Below are 16,042 nucleotides of genomic sequence, written 5' to 3' on the forward strand. Positions count from 1 at the left end.
TAACACCTCTATTTTTCATAATTATTAATAAAATTAGTGGGGACGTGACAATAGGCTAGATCCCGAGTGTTGCAAATATTGGTTGGAGAGACTAAGAGACTGGAACAAAATATGCGTTTTGACCCAGCCTCCTTAATTTTGTCCTGTAGTATGCATACAAACATAGAGCACTAATTTAATTAGTTATTTAACCATGCATTGTTTATAGCTAGGACCAGGATATATTCACAATTTTCAGTTGCTTTTCTAGCATTAATGCCAATTATCAGCTTTATTTTGCCTTAGTAAATAATGAAGTTGCACTCTCCTTGAGTGCTTTATTGAGTGCTTCAATATTATTTTTCCCAACAGTGTTTAACCATTCACGCCCAGCTTCTTCTCCGTCCTTAGCAAAAGGTGTAATTCCACCACGCCATGTTGCACGGCCACATAGAACTCCATTAAAACTTGAACCACTTTTTGCTGCAAATAACAGTGTTTTTTGAAACAGTTCCGCACTTACACCTGCACTCAAAAAGATAAAAGGAACACCATTTGTTAATGCGTTCTGTTCTTTGTAAAAGTCAGCAGCTTCTTGCTGACTATAAACAGGTTCATGTTCGGTGGAAAAACCTTCAACATAAGCCATATTAACCGGAACTTCAACCTTCAAAACATCGACTCTATAACGTGGCTTAGCAAACTCAGCAACCATTTTATTCACTTTGTGTGGTTTTACCTTGGCATATTCTCTGCTATTTGTGTCAACAATCTGAGCGTCATATGACATAAGTTCCAAGAAAAATGGCAGACCAATAGTCTCGCATTCTTCTCCAATACGTTCAACAAAGACTTGTTTCTTTTTATTAATCTCGTTGTTCTCATCTACATCATAATAAAGCATGAACTTAACTGCATCAGCTCCTGCCTCCTTTAATCTTGTTGCTGACCAATCGGGAAGCAAATCAGGCATTCTGCCAGGTTCAGTTGTATCGTACCCAGTTTTTTCATAAGCTACTAATAAACCTGTATTTTGAGCACGTTTTTTTGCAGCCGGCAGACCATATTCAGGATCAAGCAGAATTGCTGAGGCGTACGGCGTCAATTCAGAAGAAATTAGCTTTTTAAACTCCACTATGTCCTCCTCATTTGCTTTTTTGTTTGCCGCCTTTGCTAACATCTTTTTGAGGGAACCACGTTGATCAATCGCCAATGCTGCAATAATACCTTCATCATTTGCAAGTTTTTCTAAAGCTGCCCATTTAATTGTCATTATCCTTATTCCTCCTTTTTCAGATCCTTAGTCATGGTAGTAACCTTCATCCCACAGTTTTAATTCATGATCGAAGAAATGCTTATTATCATGTTGTTCAGGATTATCTTCTTCAATAGCGTTGATTTTTTTTATGAGTTTTTCGTTTTCTTCGCTTTCTTTATATCCAGCTTTAATGAAGGCCGCTACGATATCTTCTGCAAGGTGTTCACCAACAACTGCACCGCCAAATGCAATCACATTTGCATTAAGCTCTTCCTTTGCATAACGTGCAGTCGCTACATCGCCCACCAAGGCAGCTCTGATTCCCACATTTTTATCAGCAGCTGTTGAAATACCCACACCTGTTCCACATAAAACAACACCTAAATCTGCTTTACCATCTCGAACTAAGTCGGCTACTTGAAGCCCATAAAGAGGATAGTGTGTTCTAGTATTATCATAAGTTCCCACATCAATTATTTTGTGTCCCTTTGATTTTAAGAAATCTGAAATCTGCATTTTAACACTAGTTACAATATGGTCGTTTCCAAGTGCAATAATCATTTAAATTCCTCCAATTTTTCAAAATATTCAATTAGCACATTTTTTCGAGCATATCCAATCTGATTTGATGCCGTCCACCAGCATAATTAACATTCAAATATGCAGTAACAATACTTTCAGCTAGTTTAAAGCCAACTATTCCAGCGCCTAAAGCGATTGCCTTTGCTCCATTATGTTGTGTCGTCATATGAGCGGTATTTTCCTCCGTCACATTTGCAGTTACCATTCCATGAATCTTGTTACTTGCCATGGCGGAACCGGTTCCATATTCATCAAACATAATTCCCCTATCGGCCTTTAAACTCAGGACAGTTTTTGCGAGTGCAACAGACGAATCAACAAAATCGTCTGTCGGTTGTTTAGTAAGATCAATGATTTCGTAACCCTTATTTTCCAAAAATTCCTTGATATGTTCTTTTAAATAGAATCCTGCTTTATCCGTAGCCAATGCAACTTTCATTTTAATCTCTCCTTTAAAATTAGCAGCTCACTATTGAAACCGCTTAAACTGAAATTTAACCAAAAGTAGCAACATTAAAATAAACATAAAAACAAACTCAATCTTTTTCATCCGCACACACAATTTAGCACTTAAAAGAACAATAGTCAACAATATATGTTCTATAATGTTCATAACGCACGTTTTTTAGTACACTTTTGTGTCTATTTTGCATATTCCTTTATATTCACAAGCTTAGACTTTTTTATTTTATTTAAAAAAATTTCATTACAATATAATTTATGTTCTCTGGCCTTTAAAGGTTTTGTTAAAATTGTATTTTCACGAAATCTTTGTACCTCGTTTTCCTTATTGTTTTCCAGAATACTTTTAATATTAGAAAACTCTGTGACCAAAGTTTTTTCAGTTGTTATTTGAACAATATTCTTGCTAAATGTATAACTTCCCTCTTCAACAACAAATTTAATTTTCTCAGTATTTTTACTATTTAAAGTTGCATTCAACAAATATGTGCCTTTGCGATTAAGCCGAACTATAAAGCTACAATTATCGACTTTAAAATAAAAATTACCGACATAGTAAAAAAAATACCAATTTATAACCCACGTCAAAATAACTAAAAGAATAGTTATTCCAATTGAGAAAACGTAAATGTTATTGCCCATATTGAAATTCCTTTCTAAAATAAAATCTATTGTACCTATGCAGTAGTATTGAAACTAACATTACATATATACAATAGATTCTAACTTAAATAATTTATTTTCACTTTTTTATTTTTTAAATTCCACCACTTGTGTTACTTTTGCTAGAAGTAGCAGTATTATATAATGCATTAAAACTTAGTTTCTTAGTTCCTTTTTTGGAAATTTCAACCAATGCTTCTCCAAATTCATTAGCTGTCGAAAAATTACTGTAGATTGCTTCAAGTAACGATCCTAAGTTACACCCTGCAACAACAGTAATTTTCTTTTTTCCATATGCTATTGTTGCAGCAACTTTATACGGTGTCCCCCCTACAAGGTCGGTAAAAAACAAACATTCAGAATTGCTATTATTTTTAATAATATCTTCAAAAATTGTTTTTAAATCGCTATCTGACATTCCTTCTTTAAAATCACAAAAATGCCATGTTTTTGGTATCTTTGTTAGCAACTTCAAAGCTCCTTGTACCCCGGAAGCAAACTTTCCATGACCACTTATGATAACTTCTATTTTATTCAATGTTCTTTCACATCCTCAATCTTCTACATCCAACCTATCAACGACATAACAATTGCAAAGGCAAATGTTAAAACAATTAGCCATATAGGGTTAACGTTTTTTTTGAGCAACCAATAAAGTAAAAAAACAAACGCAAAGGGTAAAATGTTTGGAAAAATTTTATCTAATAATTGTTTTTGAAGACTAATAGTCGTATTTCCTGCTCCAATTTTTAACTTAAGTTCCATTTTAACGTAAGAAGCTATCAAGCCCCCAATAACTGTCAAACCTAAAATTGACGCTACATGAGAAATTACTTTTGAATTTTCTTGAATTACGTCTATTGCGCGAGTTCCTAAATTATATCCTAAATGTGCTAACGGCATACGTGACCAAAAAAGAAACAAATACACTAGGAAAAATAGCAGTGGTCCAAAAACGTTCCCGTTTTTTGCAATTGATGCAGAAATCCCACCAACAATTGGCATTATTGTAAACCAGAAAATAGCATCACCAATCCCTGCCATCGGACCAAACAATGCATTTTTGAGTCCTTTAATCGTAGTAGGCTCAACATGATCTTCTTCCATCGTTAACAAAAGCCCCATTAATATTGGATACAGTGGAGGTGAACTATTAATAAACTCCATGTTATCCGCCATTACTCTTTTCAGCCCCTTAGGATCGTTACGATAAATTTTTTCCCAATAAGGTAATTGTGCCCAAGTCCAACCTGGAGCATGCATTCTTTCATAACTAAAAGAAGCTTGCACGAGATTTGAGCGAATCCCCAACATTGATATATCGTGTTTACTGAAAAGACTTTTCCTCTTTCCATCTTTACTTTCAGATGCCATCTTGATCACCACCAGTATTATTTTTTAATTTCTTAAGTTCAGACTCCAACTTATTTGTTTCTCGACTTCTAAAGTATTCAATCATAGCAAGAACTCCACCCACTAAAGCAATTGGAAGAACATTTGAGAATGGTATCATACTTGCTATCACAAAACCAAGCAACAAATACGGAAAATAATTTAACTTCAACATTACTTTAAGTAACATTGCAAAACCAACTGCAGGTAAAATCCCACCCGCAAGTTCAAACCCATGTGTCAACCACTGTGGCATGGAACTTACCAATGTATGCATTGGTCCTTGAGCAGCATAAGCACTTAAAAAAGCTACTATTCCAAACGAAAGAGTCACAATAGATAGTGGAATAAAATTAAGGCGTTTAAAACTCCGCGTGTCCCCTGCAGCTGCATATTTATCAAATCGTGACATAAATAATGAAAATGAAGAATAGAAAAATAAAAGTATATATTGCATCAACATTGCAAATGGCAAGGAAAGTCCGATTGCAGTGGCAGGTGCAGTATTGTTTGTAGCAGCAATTACAACTGTCATAATTCCGCAGATAACTGTATTAGGTGGCTGTGTACCACCTGCAGGAGTTAATCCTGCAAAAGCCAATTCGGTTAATCCACCTGCAATTACTCCTAACTGCAGATCACCTAAAATCAAACCTGTTATTGTACAAACAATAATCGGTCTAAAAATAAAGAACGCCTGTAACCAACAGTCCAACCCAACAATCATTGCCCATATAGCTATCAATAAACCTTGAATAAATGTAACATCCATCTTCTGCCCTCCTAAATTAATTCATTATAAATGTTATGAATAAACTATTTTAAAAGCTTTTCTGTTATTGGATATTTTTTTTCACCCGGATAATCCTTTATATATATATCAATGTCTTGGGAGGATAAATATAAAAGATCCTCCTTGTCCTGCTCGTTAACATACACTTTTTTCGTGATTTCTTTCTTTCCTTGAGAAAAATGCATATTTCCAACATTAACTTCTTTAATCGGAACGCCCCCTTCAACTAGTTTCCGTGCATCTTGAGGAGTTTTTACAACTATAAATATTTTTTGGCGATCAGCAGCCTTGTTAATAATAGCAATCGTTTTTTCAAGTGAGAAAAAACGAATTTCAGCACCAGATGATTCTGCCGTTGTCGCCATTAATTTTTGTTGCAATGTATCTTTTGAAGCTTGATCATTTGCAACAAGAATTAAGTTTGCCCCCAGAGCTCTTGTCCATGTGACTCCCACCTGGCCATGTACCAGTCGATTATCGATTCTAGTCAATAAAATATTAGCAGCCATTTTATTAATACCTCCTTAATTTCAACATTGCGGACAAAAAAGAACATTAATTTGTTTGTTTATGTTCGATTAAAGTATAGAGTAAGCGCTTTTATATGCCAAGGCCGTTTTAAAATTTTTTATTAATACTGTTTTTTACATTTTTTATCAAAAAATGATATAGTGATACATAAGTAATATTGGCCTTTAATAGTTACATAACTTTTTTATAAAATGTAAATTACTATACTTGATCTAAAATGTTTTTTTAATATTAACGTTCAATAACGAACAACACATTAATTATGCTTTTAATATTATGATTCAAAAGGAGTTGCAGTTAAATGTTAAAAAAAGAAAGACTAATGGGAATACTTAACATTGTTAATTTAAAAGGTGTTGTCACTGTAAATTATTTAGTTGATAAATTAAATGTTTCTAACATGACAATTCGTCGAGATTTAGATGAACTTTCTCAAAGCGGGAAGGTGTTGCGGATTCACGGGGGAGCACAAAGTGTCAATAAAGAACGATCTTTTGAACTTTCACGTACTGAAAAAAGGGAAATACATATTACTGAAAAAATAAAGATCGCTACCAAGGCTGCAACTCTAATTCAAGAAAATGATACGCTTTATATCGGTCCAGGAACAACACTTGAGTTGGTAGCAAAATATCTCAATAATGCAAAAAACTTAAGAGTTGTTACTAATAGTTTACCAATATTTCAAATTCTAGAACGTTCAAAAAACGTTGATGTCATATTCATTGGTGGTTCTTATCGGGAACGTTCAAATACTTTCGTAGGCAGTTTAACTAACTCAATGCTTAAGCAATTAAGGTTCAATAAAACTCTGGTAGGAGTCAATGGAATTCATAATGAGAATCTGATGACAGCTAATCCTGAAGAAGGCCAGGCTCAAAGAATTGCTTTAAATAACGCACAAGAAAAAATTATAGTTGCGGATCATTTTAAATTAAATAAAAATGATTTTTACAATTTTTACAGTCTATATGATATTGACTACTTGATTACTAATAAAGATATAGATAAGAACACAAAAAAATATTATGAACAATTTACAAAAATTATCTTAAGCGATGATTAATTTTTCACCTCTAGACAGATCAAAAACAGTTCAAAAACCTAACCCTCAATAATACTTTATACAGGTTAAACTATTTTATTATCCAAGCTAACTTCTTCAAGCAAAAAGATCTAATCTTATTCATAATAAGAAAAGGAGTACTTTATCAGAAAATAGTAATTTTCTTGATAAAGTACTCCTTTTTGAGCTCAAGCTAACCATAATATTTTTAAAATTAAACTAAAGTTCTTGCTGTGTTGGCCTAATCAAGATCTCATTTACTCCGACTTCTTCGGGTTGATTAATTGCATAATAAATAGCTTCAGCAATATTCTTTGGATCAATTCCAACCGATTTTTCTATTTGATTAATTGCATCTTTTTGTTCCTGATCAGTTATGTGAGTTGATAATTCGGTCAAGATTGAACCTGGTGAAATAATTGTTGTACGAATGTGACTAGCAGGAGATTCTTCCATCCGAAGCCCTTCACTAATTGCTCTAACTGCTGCTTTAGTTGCACAATAAACAGCACTGCCAGGGAAAACAATGTGCCCTGCGATACTTGATAAATTGATAATGTGCCCCTGTTTTTGTTTACGCATATATGGCAATACAGCGTTAATGCCATATAACACACCTTTGATATTTACATCCACCATTAAATTCCACTCATCTACTTTTCGCTTTCGCAATTTTGACAAAGGCATTACACCCGCATTATTTATAAGTACATCGACTTTGCCAAATTTCTCCACAGCAAACCGTGCTAAAGACTCCATTTGGGCAACATTGGTGACGTCCGTTACCTGATAAACAGCTTGACCACCTGACACAGCAATTTTTTCCACTATTTGTTGTAAGCTTTTTTCACGGCGTGCAGCTAATACAACATTCGCACCATTAGTGGCTAATTTAATTGCGGTTGCTTTCCCAATTCCGCTTGAAGCTCCTGTTATAATGACTGTTTTATGCGCTATATTCGACATTGTTAATTCCTCCTTTTATAATATAGGACAAGCTTATCAGCTAAAGTATACTTCAACACAAGTAATTAGCCTTTTACCGTTATATAGCCTTAATAGGCTAAAATAAAGTTAATTTTATGACCGCTAAGTTAAAGCAACTTTAAAAAAGGAGAACAAAGATGAATATAGCAGAAATCACTAAACTAAGGAATTTAAAAAAATCTACTTTAAGATATTATGAAAGCGAGGGTATTATTCCCAGCGTACCTAGAGATGAAAGTGGTCACAGAGTCTATACAGAAGAAAGTATTGCATGGATTGATTTTATTATCAGTTTAAAAGAAACTGGAATGCCTTTGAGCAACATTAAACTATATACTAACTTGTACAAAGACGGTGCTAAGACTTTAGCCGCTAGGAAAAGCATGATGGTTCAACATCAAAAAAAAGTAAAAGATAATATCAGTCAAACAATTGCACATTTAGAAAAAATCAATTACAAAATTGCTTTATACGATGTCCAACTAAATAATGTGCGAAAAATGCCATAACCCTTTAAAAAATACGTTCAAAAGAGCGTTTGACATAAGTTGTTAAGCTTTGAATAATTTTGAACTAAAACAGAAAACTTTGACTTATGGAACACGTTTATCCGCAATAAAAAGGAACTGAATCAAAAGTTAACTTTTGACTCAGTTCCTTTTTCATTTAAACACGAATTGCTTATAATCAAGCCCTGGCTAAGTTTACACGCTACACTTAATCCTACAGCAGCTTAGCAATTGAAACCACTTTTCATTATTTACTATAGTTAGGTGCTTCTTTTGTAATTTGAACGTCATGCGGATGTGATTCGCGCAAACCAGCATTAGAGATTTGCACAAACTGTGCATCGTCTTGCAATTCTTTAACATGTCCTGCACCGACGTAACCCATTCCAGCACGCAGACCACCAACCATTTGATAAACCAGATCTGCAATGCTTCCCTTGTAAGCCACACGTCCTTCAATCCCTTCTGGGACCAGCTTGTTAGCTTCGTTCACACTTCCTTGGAAATAGCGGTCAGATGAACCATGTTTGCTGTCCATTGCTCCCAGACTACCCATTCCGCGATAGGTCTTAAAGCGGCGTCCTTGGTAAATCTCAGTCTCGCCTGGTGCTTCATCTGTACCAGCAAGCATACTGCCTAGCATTACCGCGTTACCACCAGCTGCCAGTGCCTTGACGATATCACCAGAGTATTTAATCCCACCATCTGCAATAATTGTTTTTCCATATTCACGTGCGACGCTCGCTGCGTCATAAATTGCAGTTAATTGCGGTACGCCAACTCCAGCAACAATTCTCGTTGTACAAATCGAACCAGGGCCAATCCCCACTTTAACAACATCAACCCCGACATCGTAAAGTGCTTTAGTTGCAGCAGCTGTCGCAACATTTCCAGCAATCAGTGTTACCTCTGGGAATTTTTCTCTAATTTCTTTGATCTTGCGAATTACACCGGCAGAATGTCCATGGGCAGTATCAATTACAATTGCATCTGTCCCTGCTTTAAGCAGCGCTTCGGCACGTTCAAAAGTATCGCTTGTTACACCCACAGCAGCTGCAACCAATAACCGGCCATGGATGTCCTTAGCAGCATGTGGGAATTCAACAACCTTCTCGATATCTTTAATCGTAATTAATCCTGAAAGCCGGCCTTCACTATCAACAACTGGCAATTTTTCAATCTTATGTTTTTGTAAGATCGCTTCTGCCTTTTTCAAAGAAGTCCCAACCGGTGCAGTTACAAGATGATCTTTGGTCATAACGGCAGAAATTGCCACAGAATTGTCATTTACAAAACGCAGGTCACGATTTGTAATGATCCCAACAAATTTGCGATTCTGCAATGTTTCTACAATTGGAACCCCGCTGATTCGATACTTACGCATCAGATTTTCTGCTTCCGCTACGCTATTTTCAGGTGCCAAAAAGAATGGATCAATGATTACGCCGCTTTCAGACCGTTTAACTTTTCTAACCTCATCGGCCTGTCTTGCAATCGTCATGTTCTTATGAATCACACCTAAACCACCTTGGCGTGCCATCGCGATCGCTGTTGCAGCTTCAGTGACAGTATCCATACCTGCACTGATAATCGGGATATTTAATCGGATATTCTTCGCAAGTTGTACGCTTAAATCGACATCATTCGGTAAAACGTGACTCTCAGCTGGTATTAATAGAACATCGTCAAACGTGAATCCTTTTTTTGCAAATTTTGTATCCCAATTGGACATTACAAATGCGCTCCTTTAAAATTATTTTTGTTTTTCAAGTTACCCAATTTTGGCTTGAAATGCAAGCATTCTCATCTATTTTTCAGAAAATTATCTTGAGTTGCACCCTTAGAGCTCTCTTTTATAGAATTTAACCGTTTTATTCTGCACTATTCATTTTATGAGATGTTAACTCCAAATTAACTGTTGACTTTACTTATTAATGATGTTTTAATAATTCTAAATTATCAATTTCAGAAGGGATTAATAACTTTGGATAATATACAGGTTTCTCAAACAACTTTATATTATTATGGCTATGCTTACTTTATTTAGACGTCCGTACTAAGATGCGGGCGTTTATCAACGTTCGTGTCTAAAGTATGCAGGGCCTATTTCCCTTGCCAGTTAGACACTCAGTAAAAGTCTAGCTGGTCTTAATACGATTTTTATCCTTTAAGAGCTTAAAACCAGTTGGATTTTAAAAGTCCGACTGGCTTTTTTATTTCCACAAATCAAGGAGGAATCTTAATGGATACAAATATGAAAAAACGCCTTTCTTTGAGCCTCTACCTGAATTACTTTGTTCACGGGATCGGCCTCATTATTTTGGCGCAAAACATGCAGACCCTCGGTCACCTTTGGCAATCGCCGTTGGCCACTGTCTCGTATGTCATTTCTGGAGTCGGCATCGGACGATTGCTGGCATACTTGCTCTTGGGTTCGCTCGCTGATCGTTACGGACGGAAAAGCTTTGTCTTTCTGGGAATGGGCAGCTATTTGCTTTTCTTTGTTGGAATACTGCTTGCCCCTAATATCCAAGTTGCTTATCTCCTAGCTATCCTAGCAGGTGTGGCCAATTCAGCCCTTGATTCCGGCACCTACCCTACTTTTGCAGAACTAGGAGATCGAAGCAGCTCCGCCAATGTTTTGCTTAAAGCCTTCATCTCTTTGGGTGAATTTGTTTTACCGCTCTGCGTTGCACTCTTAGAGAATCAAAACTGGTGGTTCGGTTGGTCATTTATTTTGGCAGCACTTGTCTTAAGCTTCAACTTTTTCCTGCTGTTACCGCTTGAATTTCCGCCGATGAATCGCCCTCAAAAAAGTGTGCTGTCTAAGAAAACAGCAAATTCTTTCCGCAAAAAGCTGGCATTTGTTGCACTGACTCTTTACGGTTATACCTCAATGGCTTTAATGATTCTATACACTCAGTGGATTACACTTTATGCCACCCAAGAGCTACAGATGAACAACGTTGCGGCACATTTTTTACTATCGCTATACAGTATTGGCTCTATTACTGGCGTTTTGCTGATCTTTTGGTTACTTCGCAGTGGTTTTTCAGAATTGACACTGTTATTGGGACTAAATTGTGGTTCTTTAGTTGCACTGCTGCTACTTTGTTTTATTCATGTTTCGTGGCTAGCAGAAATTGCTTCTTTACTATTTGGCCTAACCGCAGCAAGTGGTGTCATGCAGATCGGCTTAAATATTTTCTTGCGGCTCGCCCCTGAAAGAAAAGGGTTAACCACCGGTATTTTCTTCACACTCGGAAGCTTAGCCTCTTTCAGCATCCCTGTGATTACAGGATGGCTGTCGCAACAAGGGGTTGCCGCAGCATTGGAATTCAACTTAATTATCAGTTTATGTGGCCTTTTGCTGGCTTTAAGCATTCGTTTAGCTTTAGGTAAGCCTCATTCATTGACCACCGTTCGTAGCAAAATTTCCTTGCTTGATCGCTTAATTGTACGCTTGCTAGCCCAGCGTTTTAAAGCAGTCGATCAGGTTGCTGCCTTTAAACGTACTCATGAACTTCCCGTGCTGGACAGCAGTCGCGAAAATATAGTCCTGGAAAACATCGCGCGCCATTGTCCTGATCAACAATTAGAACCGTATCTTCAAGATATTTACAGTAATATCATGGCCAATTCACGCAAATATCAGGAAAAGAAAATTAATTAACTGGAGGAATTATGATGTACTTTTTAACAGCCGGAGAATCGCATGGTCCACAATTGACTGGAATAATTGAAGGTGTCCCTGCTGGAATGCAGCTTGATATCGCCAAAATTAACGCGGCACTTGCAGCTCGCCAAGGCGGGTACGGCCGCGGAAATCGTCAAAAAATCGAACATGATACTGTTGAAATTACTGGAGGTTTACGTCATGGTAAAACACTGGGTTCACCGTTAGCACTGACAATTCAAAATAGAGACCATGCTCACTGGTCAAAAATTATGAATCCTACCAGCCCCGAAACAGCGGAAAACACTCTACGCAAGGTTGAACGCCCACGTCCTGGTCATGCAGATCTTGTAGGGGGAATGAAGTACCGACATACCGATCTCAGAAACGTTTTAGAGCGTTCCTCGGCACGTGAGACTGCAATGCGCGTTGCTGTCGGCTCAATTTGTAAACAACTACTTGAACAGTTGGACATTAAACTGGTTGGTTACGTCCAACAGATCGGCAAGCTTGCTGGTGCTAAGAGCTTACCCACTGATGTTTCTCAGATTGAACAACAAATTCATGCAAATGATCTGCGCATCCTTGATATGGCCCAGGTCACCCCAATTCATAAATTAATTGACGACACTAAAAGAGCAGGCGACACTTTGGGCGGAATTATTCGAGTAGTTGCTGAAAATGTTCCCGCCGGTTTAGGCAGCTATATTAGCTGGGACACAAAATTAGATGCTAAGCTTGCTGCAGCTGTGATGGGCGTTAATGCAATGAAAGGGGTCGCAATCGGTGATGGTTTTACTGCTGCTACCAACCTTGGAAGTGATGTCATGGACCCAATTACTTGGGACCAAGAAAGCGGTTGGAGCAGATCCTCAGATCATTTGGGCGGCTTTGAAGGCGGAATGACCAATGGTATGCCGTTAATCATCCAAGCTGCTATGAAACCTATCCCAACACTTTATAAAGCATTAAAGAGTGTTAACCTCAAGACTCGTGAAGTTCAAAAAGCAAACGTTGAACGCTCCGACACAACCGCAATTGTACCCGCTTCGCTTGTAATCGAAAGCGTCGTGGCGATCGAACTTGCCAAAGAAATCACTGCTACTTTTGACGGCAGTAACCTAGCACGCCTCAAAGAACAATTACAGGCTTACCGTCAGGAACTCAAAGAATATTAATATTGATAAGGTGATTGCATGCTCATCCACACACTTGGTCCGGCAGAGACTGATAGTTATGCCGCGGCCCAACACTACTGCCAAACACATCCGAAAGAACACGCGCACGTTTTTTTACATGCGAGTTTCGAAGAAGTTCTTACGCAGTTAACAGCTTATCGCGGGGCATACCTGTTATTGCCAGCAGCTTTCAAATCAAAGATGCTTAAACTTTCGTGGGGAGAATTACACTATGATCTCCTTGACCAATTACAGCTGATCGATTGTTTTATCTATCAGTTAGCCCCACTGGTTATTATCGAAAATCAAACACGCTTAACGGGTATTGCTTATTCTCATGCTGCAACTGCCAAATTGCTCGCAAAAACAGTCACTCCTCAAAAAATCAAGTGTTGTGCCAGCAAATATCTAGCTTACCAACAATTCTTACAAGATGGACAGTATGTTTTAACCAATCAAAAAAACGTAGAATTGCATTCAGATGACCGCATCATTGCACACTTTAAACCAGATATGGTGTGGTGCTTATACCAAATTAAGGAGTAATTGATTATGGAACAAAAAAAACTAACTACCCATCTGCAGCATGGTTTGAACGGTGCTTTAGCTGTTCCAGGAGATAAGAGTATCTCTCACAGAGCACTGATGCTCGGCGCCATTGCTCAAGGAACAACGACTATCAAACATTTTTTAAGTTCTGCTGATTGTCTCAGCACCCTCAGAGCCATGCAAGACCTTGGAATTAAAATAACTCGTGATGGGGACAACGTTAGCGTAGAAGGCAAGGGGTTAACGGGCTTGAAAAAACCGGAACATCCTTTAAACATGGGTAATTCGGGCACAACTACCCGTTTGCTAATGGGACTGCTTGCGGGCCAATCCTTTGAAACTGAACTTTTCGGCGATACTTCTTTGCAAAAAAGACCGATGCGCAGAGTCAGCGAACCACTTGCCGAAATGGGGGCCTCAATTCTCACAACCAGTACTGGTACGCTCCCCGCCAAAGTTATTGGCAAGCCGCTACAAGGTGCACAAGTTAAACTTAAAGTTGCCAGTGCACAAGTTAAAAGTGCTTTGATTTTAGCCGCTTTACAGGCTAAGACACCTTCAACAATTATCGAAAAGCTCCCCACGCGCGATCATACAGAAAGGATGCTGCAAGAATTCGGTGCACAAATCGAAACTGCCGCAGATCACCTAACAATTACAGTTCAGCCACAACCACGGCTGCTTGGTCAGACAGTTATAGTTCCTGGAGATATCTCATCTGCCGCATTTTTCATAGTTGCAGCTACAATCAGCAAACATTCTGAAATCGTTTTGAAGAATGTTAATATCAATGAAACCCGCACTGGAATACTAAGTGTCTTGCAAAAAATGGGTGGTAATCTTCAACTCGAAAATAAGTCAACTGGAACCGAACCTGCCGCCGATCTTCGTGTCAAGTACGCTACGCTTTCGCCGATCCAGCTTGACGAAAAAGAGATCCCCGCAGTCATCGACGAACTCCCGCTGGTTGCTTTGTTGGCTGCATGTGCGCACGGTCGCAGCATTTTAAGAGGTGCGCAGGAATTACGTGTCAAAGAGACTGATCGCATTGCTACTGTTGCACAGGAACTCCGCAAACTCGGGGTGTTGGTTCAAGAACTTCCTGATGGCTTAATCATTGATGGCCGCCCGGCATGGGACATCAATGATCCAGTACTGGATAGTCATGGAGATCATCGCATTGGAATGATGATGGCCATTGCTGCACTGCGTTCACCAGAAGCCCTCGCGTTAAAGAAGCCGGAAGCAATCGCGGTTTCTTATCCAACATTCTTTTCAGACTTGGAATCATTAATTACCTTAGGTGAGGAGGAATCCAAATGACCACTGTTTTCGTAAAAGGACTTGGTTTAATTGGCAGTTCCCTAATCAGGGCAATTCGACTCAGTGCACCAACAACTGTCATCATTGGATGTGATTCCGATAAAAAAGCTTGTGACTACGCTGTGCAGCATCATCTGATTGACCGAATTGGAACAGATTTAACTGCCGCTGAAACGGCTGATTTCATTATCTTAGCTGCACCAGTTACGACTATCGTGCAGGATCTTCAAGAACTCGCTCACTTGCCCTTGAAGAAAAATGTAATTGTCACAGATGTTGGCAGTACCAAGCAAATTGTCTTACAAGCAGCTGCCGCCTTAACACAGCAGGGGATCACCTTTATCGGCGGTCATCCGATGGCTGGTTCACATAAGTCGGGTGTCACAGCTGGACGCGCTGATCTTTTCGAAAATGCCTTTTATTTCTTGATACCTGCCGTTCCTAACGAGCATGCATGCGCTAGCATTCAAACGTTATTGCGTGCAACCCACGTAAAGTGGCTTACACTTACAGCTGCTGAACACGACAAAATTGTCGGGCAAATCAGTCACTTGCCTCATATTATTGCTGCAGCGCTTGTTAATCAGACACAACAGGCTTTTGCAGACTTTCCGCTGGGAATGCGGTTAGCAGCCGGTGGGTTTAAATCGATCACTCGGATTGCTTCTTCTGATCCACTGATGTGGAGTGCAATTTTAAATTCTAATGCTGCCATTATTATGCAACAGCTTGAGCAATACATTGCACACCTTGAAGCTCTCAAAACAGAGATTGCACAAGCACAGCAACACAAGATCTATGCATTCTTCCAAAACGCGAAAACCAGTCGCGATCAGCTTGGTGCTGACAAAGTTGGTGAGCTTCCTGGATTCTACGATCTATTTATCAATATTCCTGATCAAGTTGGTACGCTCGCGGCAGTTACTCAATTGCTTGCACAAAATAACATTAATATTGTTAATATTCATATCTTAGAAATCCGCGAGGACATTGATGGCGTTTTACAGTTAACATTTATGCGTGCACGTGACCGCTCACTTGCTGAAGATTTGCTGCAACAAAAAGGTTATCTTGTTTTACGGAAGGAGCATTAA

General features: G+C 38.4%; 17 protein-coding genes. 7 read left to right on the forward strand and 10 right to left on the reverse strand.

The genetic code is table 11. The features are described 5' to 3' along the window. Positions 1-271: 271 nt before the first annotated feature. From lacD to agaB, 8 genes are all read right to left on the reverse strand, one after another. Complete coding sequence (lacD, locus tag FD50_RS04070; protein ID WP_054757185.1) at positions 272-1,252, reverse strand: tagatose-bisphosphate aldolase; 981 nt, start codon at positions 1,250-1,252, stop codon at positions 272-274. A gap of 27 nt (positions 1,253-1,279) precedes the next feature. Beyond that, on the reverse strand, positions 1,280-1,798 hold the full coding sequence (gene lacB / locus FD50_RS04075; RefSeq protein ID WP_054757184.1) for a galactose-6-phosphate isomerase subunit LacB: 519 nt from the start codon (positions 1,796-1,798) through the stop codon (positions 1,280-1,282). 31 nt (positions 1,799-1,829) lie between these two features. Next, on the reverse strand, positions 1,830-2,258 hold the full coding sequence (lacA, locus tag FD50_RS04080; protein WP_056960465.1) for a galactose-6-phosphate isomerase subunit LacA: 429 nt from the start codon (positions 2,256-2,258) through the stop codon (positions 1,830-1,832). A 203-nt stretch (positions 2,259-2,461) separates the two neighbouring features. Beyond that, the gene (locus FD50_RS04085; protein WP_054757182.1) at positions 2,462-2,923 is read right to left on the reverse strand and encodes a hypothetical protein; all 462 of its coding nucleotides are present in this window, start codon (positions 2,921-2,923) and stop codon (positions 2,462-2,464) included. A gap of 115 nt (positions 2,924-3,038) precedes the next feature. Next, the gene (locus tag FD50_RS04090) at positions 3,039-3,482 is read right to left on the reverse strand and encodes a PTS sugar transporter subunit IIA (RefSeq protein WP_056960467.1); all 444 of its coding nucleotides are present in this window, start codon (positions 3,480-3,482) and stop codon (positions 3,039-3,041) included. 23 nt (positions 3,483-3,505) lie between these two features. After that, complete coding sequence (agaD, locus tag FD50_RS04095) at positions 3,506-4,318, reverse strand: PTS galactosamine transporter subunit IID (protein WP_056960469.1); 813 nt, start codon at positions 4,316-4,318, stop codon at positions 3,506-3,508. After that, positions 4,308-5,108 (reverse strand): PTS galactosamine transporter subunit IIC, encoded by an 801-nt coding sequence (gene agaC, locus FD50_RS04100; RefSeq protein WP_054757176.1) that lies wholly within the window; start codon positions 5,106-5,108, stop codon positions 4,308-4,310. Before agaC ends, agaD begins: the two co-directional genes overlap by 11 nt. Before the next feature lie 44 nt (positions 5,109-5,152). After that, positions 5,153-5,638 carry a PTS galactosamine transporter subunit IIB gene (agaB, locus tag FD50_RS04105; RefSeq protein ID WP_054757174.1) on the reverse strand — a complete coding sequence of 162 codons (486 nt, stop codon included), beginning with the start codon at positions 5,636-5,638 and terminating at the stop codon, positions 5,153-5,155. Positions 5,639-5,961: 323 nt separating this feature from the next. Here agaB and FD50_RS04110 point away from each other — a divergent pair, with 323 nt between their 5' ends. Then, on the forward strand, positions 5,962-6,726 hold the full coding sequence (locus tag FD50_RS04110) for a DeoR/GlpR family DNA-binding transcription regulator (RefSeq protein WP_054757171.1): 765 nt from the start codon (positions 5,962-5,964) through the stop codon (positions 6,724-6,726). A gap of 219 nt (positions 6,727-6,945) precedes the next feature. Here the strand turns inward: FD50_RS04110 and FD50_RS04115 are convergent, their stop codons facing one another. Continuing rightward, positions 6,946-7,692 (reverse strand): SDR family oxidoreductase, encoded by a 747-nt coding sequence (locus tag FD50_RS04115; RefSeq protein WP_056960472.1) that lies wholly within the window; start codon positions 7,690-7,692, stop codon positions 6,946-6,948. A gap of 158 nt (positions 7,693-7,850) precedes the next feature. Here FD50_RS04115 and FD50_RS04120 point away from each other — a divergent pair, with 158 nt between their 5' ends. After that, complete coding sequence (locus tag FD50_RS04120) at positions 7,851-8,222, forward strand: MerR family transcriptional regulator (protein WP_054757167.1); 372 nt, start codon at positions 7,851-7,853, stop codon at positions 8,220-8,222. Between the two features lie 247 nt (positions 8,223-8,469). On the opposite strand, the gene guaB is transcribed toward FD50_RS04120, so the two are convergent. Then, a complete protein-coding gene (gene guaB / locus FD50_RS04125; RefSeq protein WP_056960475.1) occupies positions 8,470-9,954 on the reverse strand; it encodes an IMP dehydrogenase in 1,485 nt (494 codons plus the stop codon). 510 nt (positions 9,955-10,464) lie between these two features. Here guaB and FD50_RS04130 point away from each other — a divergent pair. The 5 genes from FD50_RS04130 to FD50_RS04150 are packed head-to-tail and all read left to right on the forward strand — an operon-like array spanning position 10,465 to position 16,042. After that, complete coding sequence (locus FD50_RS04130; RefSeq protein WP_056960477.1) at positions 10,465-11,895, forward strand: MFS transporter; 1,431 nt, start codon at positions 10,465-10,467, stop codon at positions 11,893-11,895. 11 nt (positions 11,896-11,906) lie between these two features. Further along, entirely contained in the window at positions 11,907-13,076 is a 1,170-nt protein-coding gene (gene aroC, locus FD50_RS04135; RefSeq protein WP_056960480.1) for a chorismate synthase, read from the forward strand. 18 nt (positions 13,077-13,094) lie between these two features. Beyond that, positions 13,095-13,622, forward strand: coding sequence for a hypothetical protein (locus tag FD50_RS04140; RefSeq protein ID WP_056960482.1), 528 nt, complete (start codon positions 13,095-13,097; stop codon positions 13,620-13,622). Positions 13,623-13,628: 6 nt separating this feature from the next. Beyond that, the gene (aroA, locus tag FD50_RS04145; RefSeq protein ID WP_056960484.1) at positions 13,629-14,948 is read left to right on the forward strand and encodes a 3-phosphoshikimate 1-carboxyvinyltransferase; all 1,320 of its coding nucleotides are present in this window, start codon (positions 13,629-13,631) and stop codon (positions 14,946-14,948) included. Beyond that, positions 14,945-16,042, forward strand: coding sequence for a prephenate dehydrogenase (locus FD50_RS04150; RefSeq protein ID WP_054757156.1), 1,098 nt, complete (start codon positions 14,945-14,947; stop codon positions 16,040-16,042). The genes aroA and FD50_RS04150 overlap by 4 nt, the downstream gene beginning before the upstream one ends.

The organism is Liquorilactobacillus satsumensis DSM 16230 = JCM 12392 (genome assembly GCF_001435195.1).
GTDB classification, from domain to species: domain Bacteria; phylum Bacillota; class Bacilli; order Lactobacillales; family Lactobacillaceae; genus Liquorilactobacillus; species Liquorilactobacillus satsumensis.

What these genes read in the sequence shown, in the direction of transcription:
- lacD (WP_054757185.1), bottom strand. Translation starts at nt 1,252, where the DNA reads ATGACAATTAAATGGGCAGCTTTAGAAAAACTTGCAAATGATGAAGGT.
- lacB (WP_054757184.1), bottom strand. Translation starts at nt 1,798, where the DNA reads ATGATTATTGCACTTGGAAACGACCATATTGTAACTAGTGTTAAAATG.
- lacA (WP_056960465.1), bottom strand. Translation starts at nt 2,258, where the DNA reads ATGAAAGTTGCATTGGCTACGGATAAAGCAGGATTCTATTTAAAAGAA.
- FD50_RS04085 (WP_054757182.1), bottom strand. Translation starts at nt 2,923, where the DNA reads ATGGGCAATAACATTTACGTTTTCTCAATTGGAATAACTATTCTTTTA.
- agaD (WP_056960469.1), bottom strand. Translation starts at nt 4,318, where the DNA reads ATGGCATCTGAAAGTAAAGATGGAAAGAGGAAAAGTCTTTTCAGTAAA.
- agaC (WP_054757176.1), bottom strand. Translation starts at nt 5,108, where the DNA reads ATGGATGTTACATTTATTCAAGGTTTATTGATAGCTATATGGGCAATG.
- agaB (WP_054757174.1), bottom strand. Translation starts at nt 5,638, where the DNA reads ATGGCTGCTAATATTTTATTGACTAGAATCGATAATCGACTGGTACAT.
- FD50_RS04110 (WP_054757171.1), top strand. Translation starts at nt 5,962, where the DNA reads ATGTTAAAAAAAGAAAGACTAATGGGAATACTTAACATTGTTAATTTA.
- FD50_RS04115 (WP_056960472.1), bottom strand. Translation starts at nt 7,692, where the DNA reads ATGTCGAATATAGCGCATAAAACAGTCATTATAACAGGAGCTTCAAGC.
- FD50_RS04120 (WP_054757167.1), top strand. Translation starts at nt 7,851, where the DNA reads ATGAATATAGCAGAAATCACTAAACTAAGGAATTTAAAAAAATCTACT.
- guaB (WP_056960475.1), bottom strand. Translation starts at nt 9,954, where the DNA reads ATGTCCAATTGGGATACAAAATTTGCAAAAAAAGGATTCACGTTTGAC.
- FD50_RS04130 (WP_056960477.1), top strand. Translation starts at nt 10,465, where the DNA reads ATGGATACAAATATGAAAAAACGCCTTTCTTTGAGCCTCTACCTGAAT.
- aroC (WP_056960480.1), top strand. Translation starts at nt 11,907, where the DNA reads ATGATGTACTTTTTAACAGCCGGAGAATCGCATGGTCCACAATTGACT.
- FD50_RS04140 (WP_056960482.1), top strand. Translation starts at nt 13,095, where the DNA reads ATGCTCATCCACACACTTGGTCCGGCAGAGACTGATAGTTATGCCGCG.
- aroA (WP_056960484.1), top strand. Translation starts at nt 13,629, where the DNA reads ATGGAACAAAAAAAACTAACTACCCATCTGCAGCATGGTTTGAACGGT.
- FD50_RS04150 (WP_054757156.1), top strand. Translation starts at nt 14,945, where the DNA reads ATGACCACTGTTTTCGTAAAAGGACTTGGTTTAATTGGCAGTTCCCTA.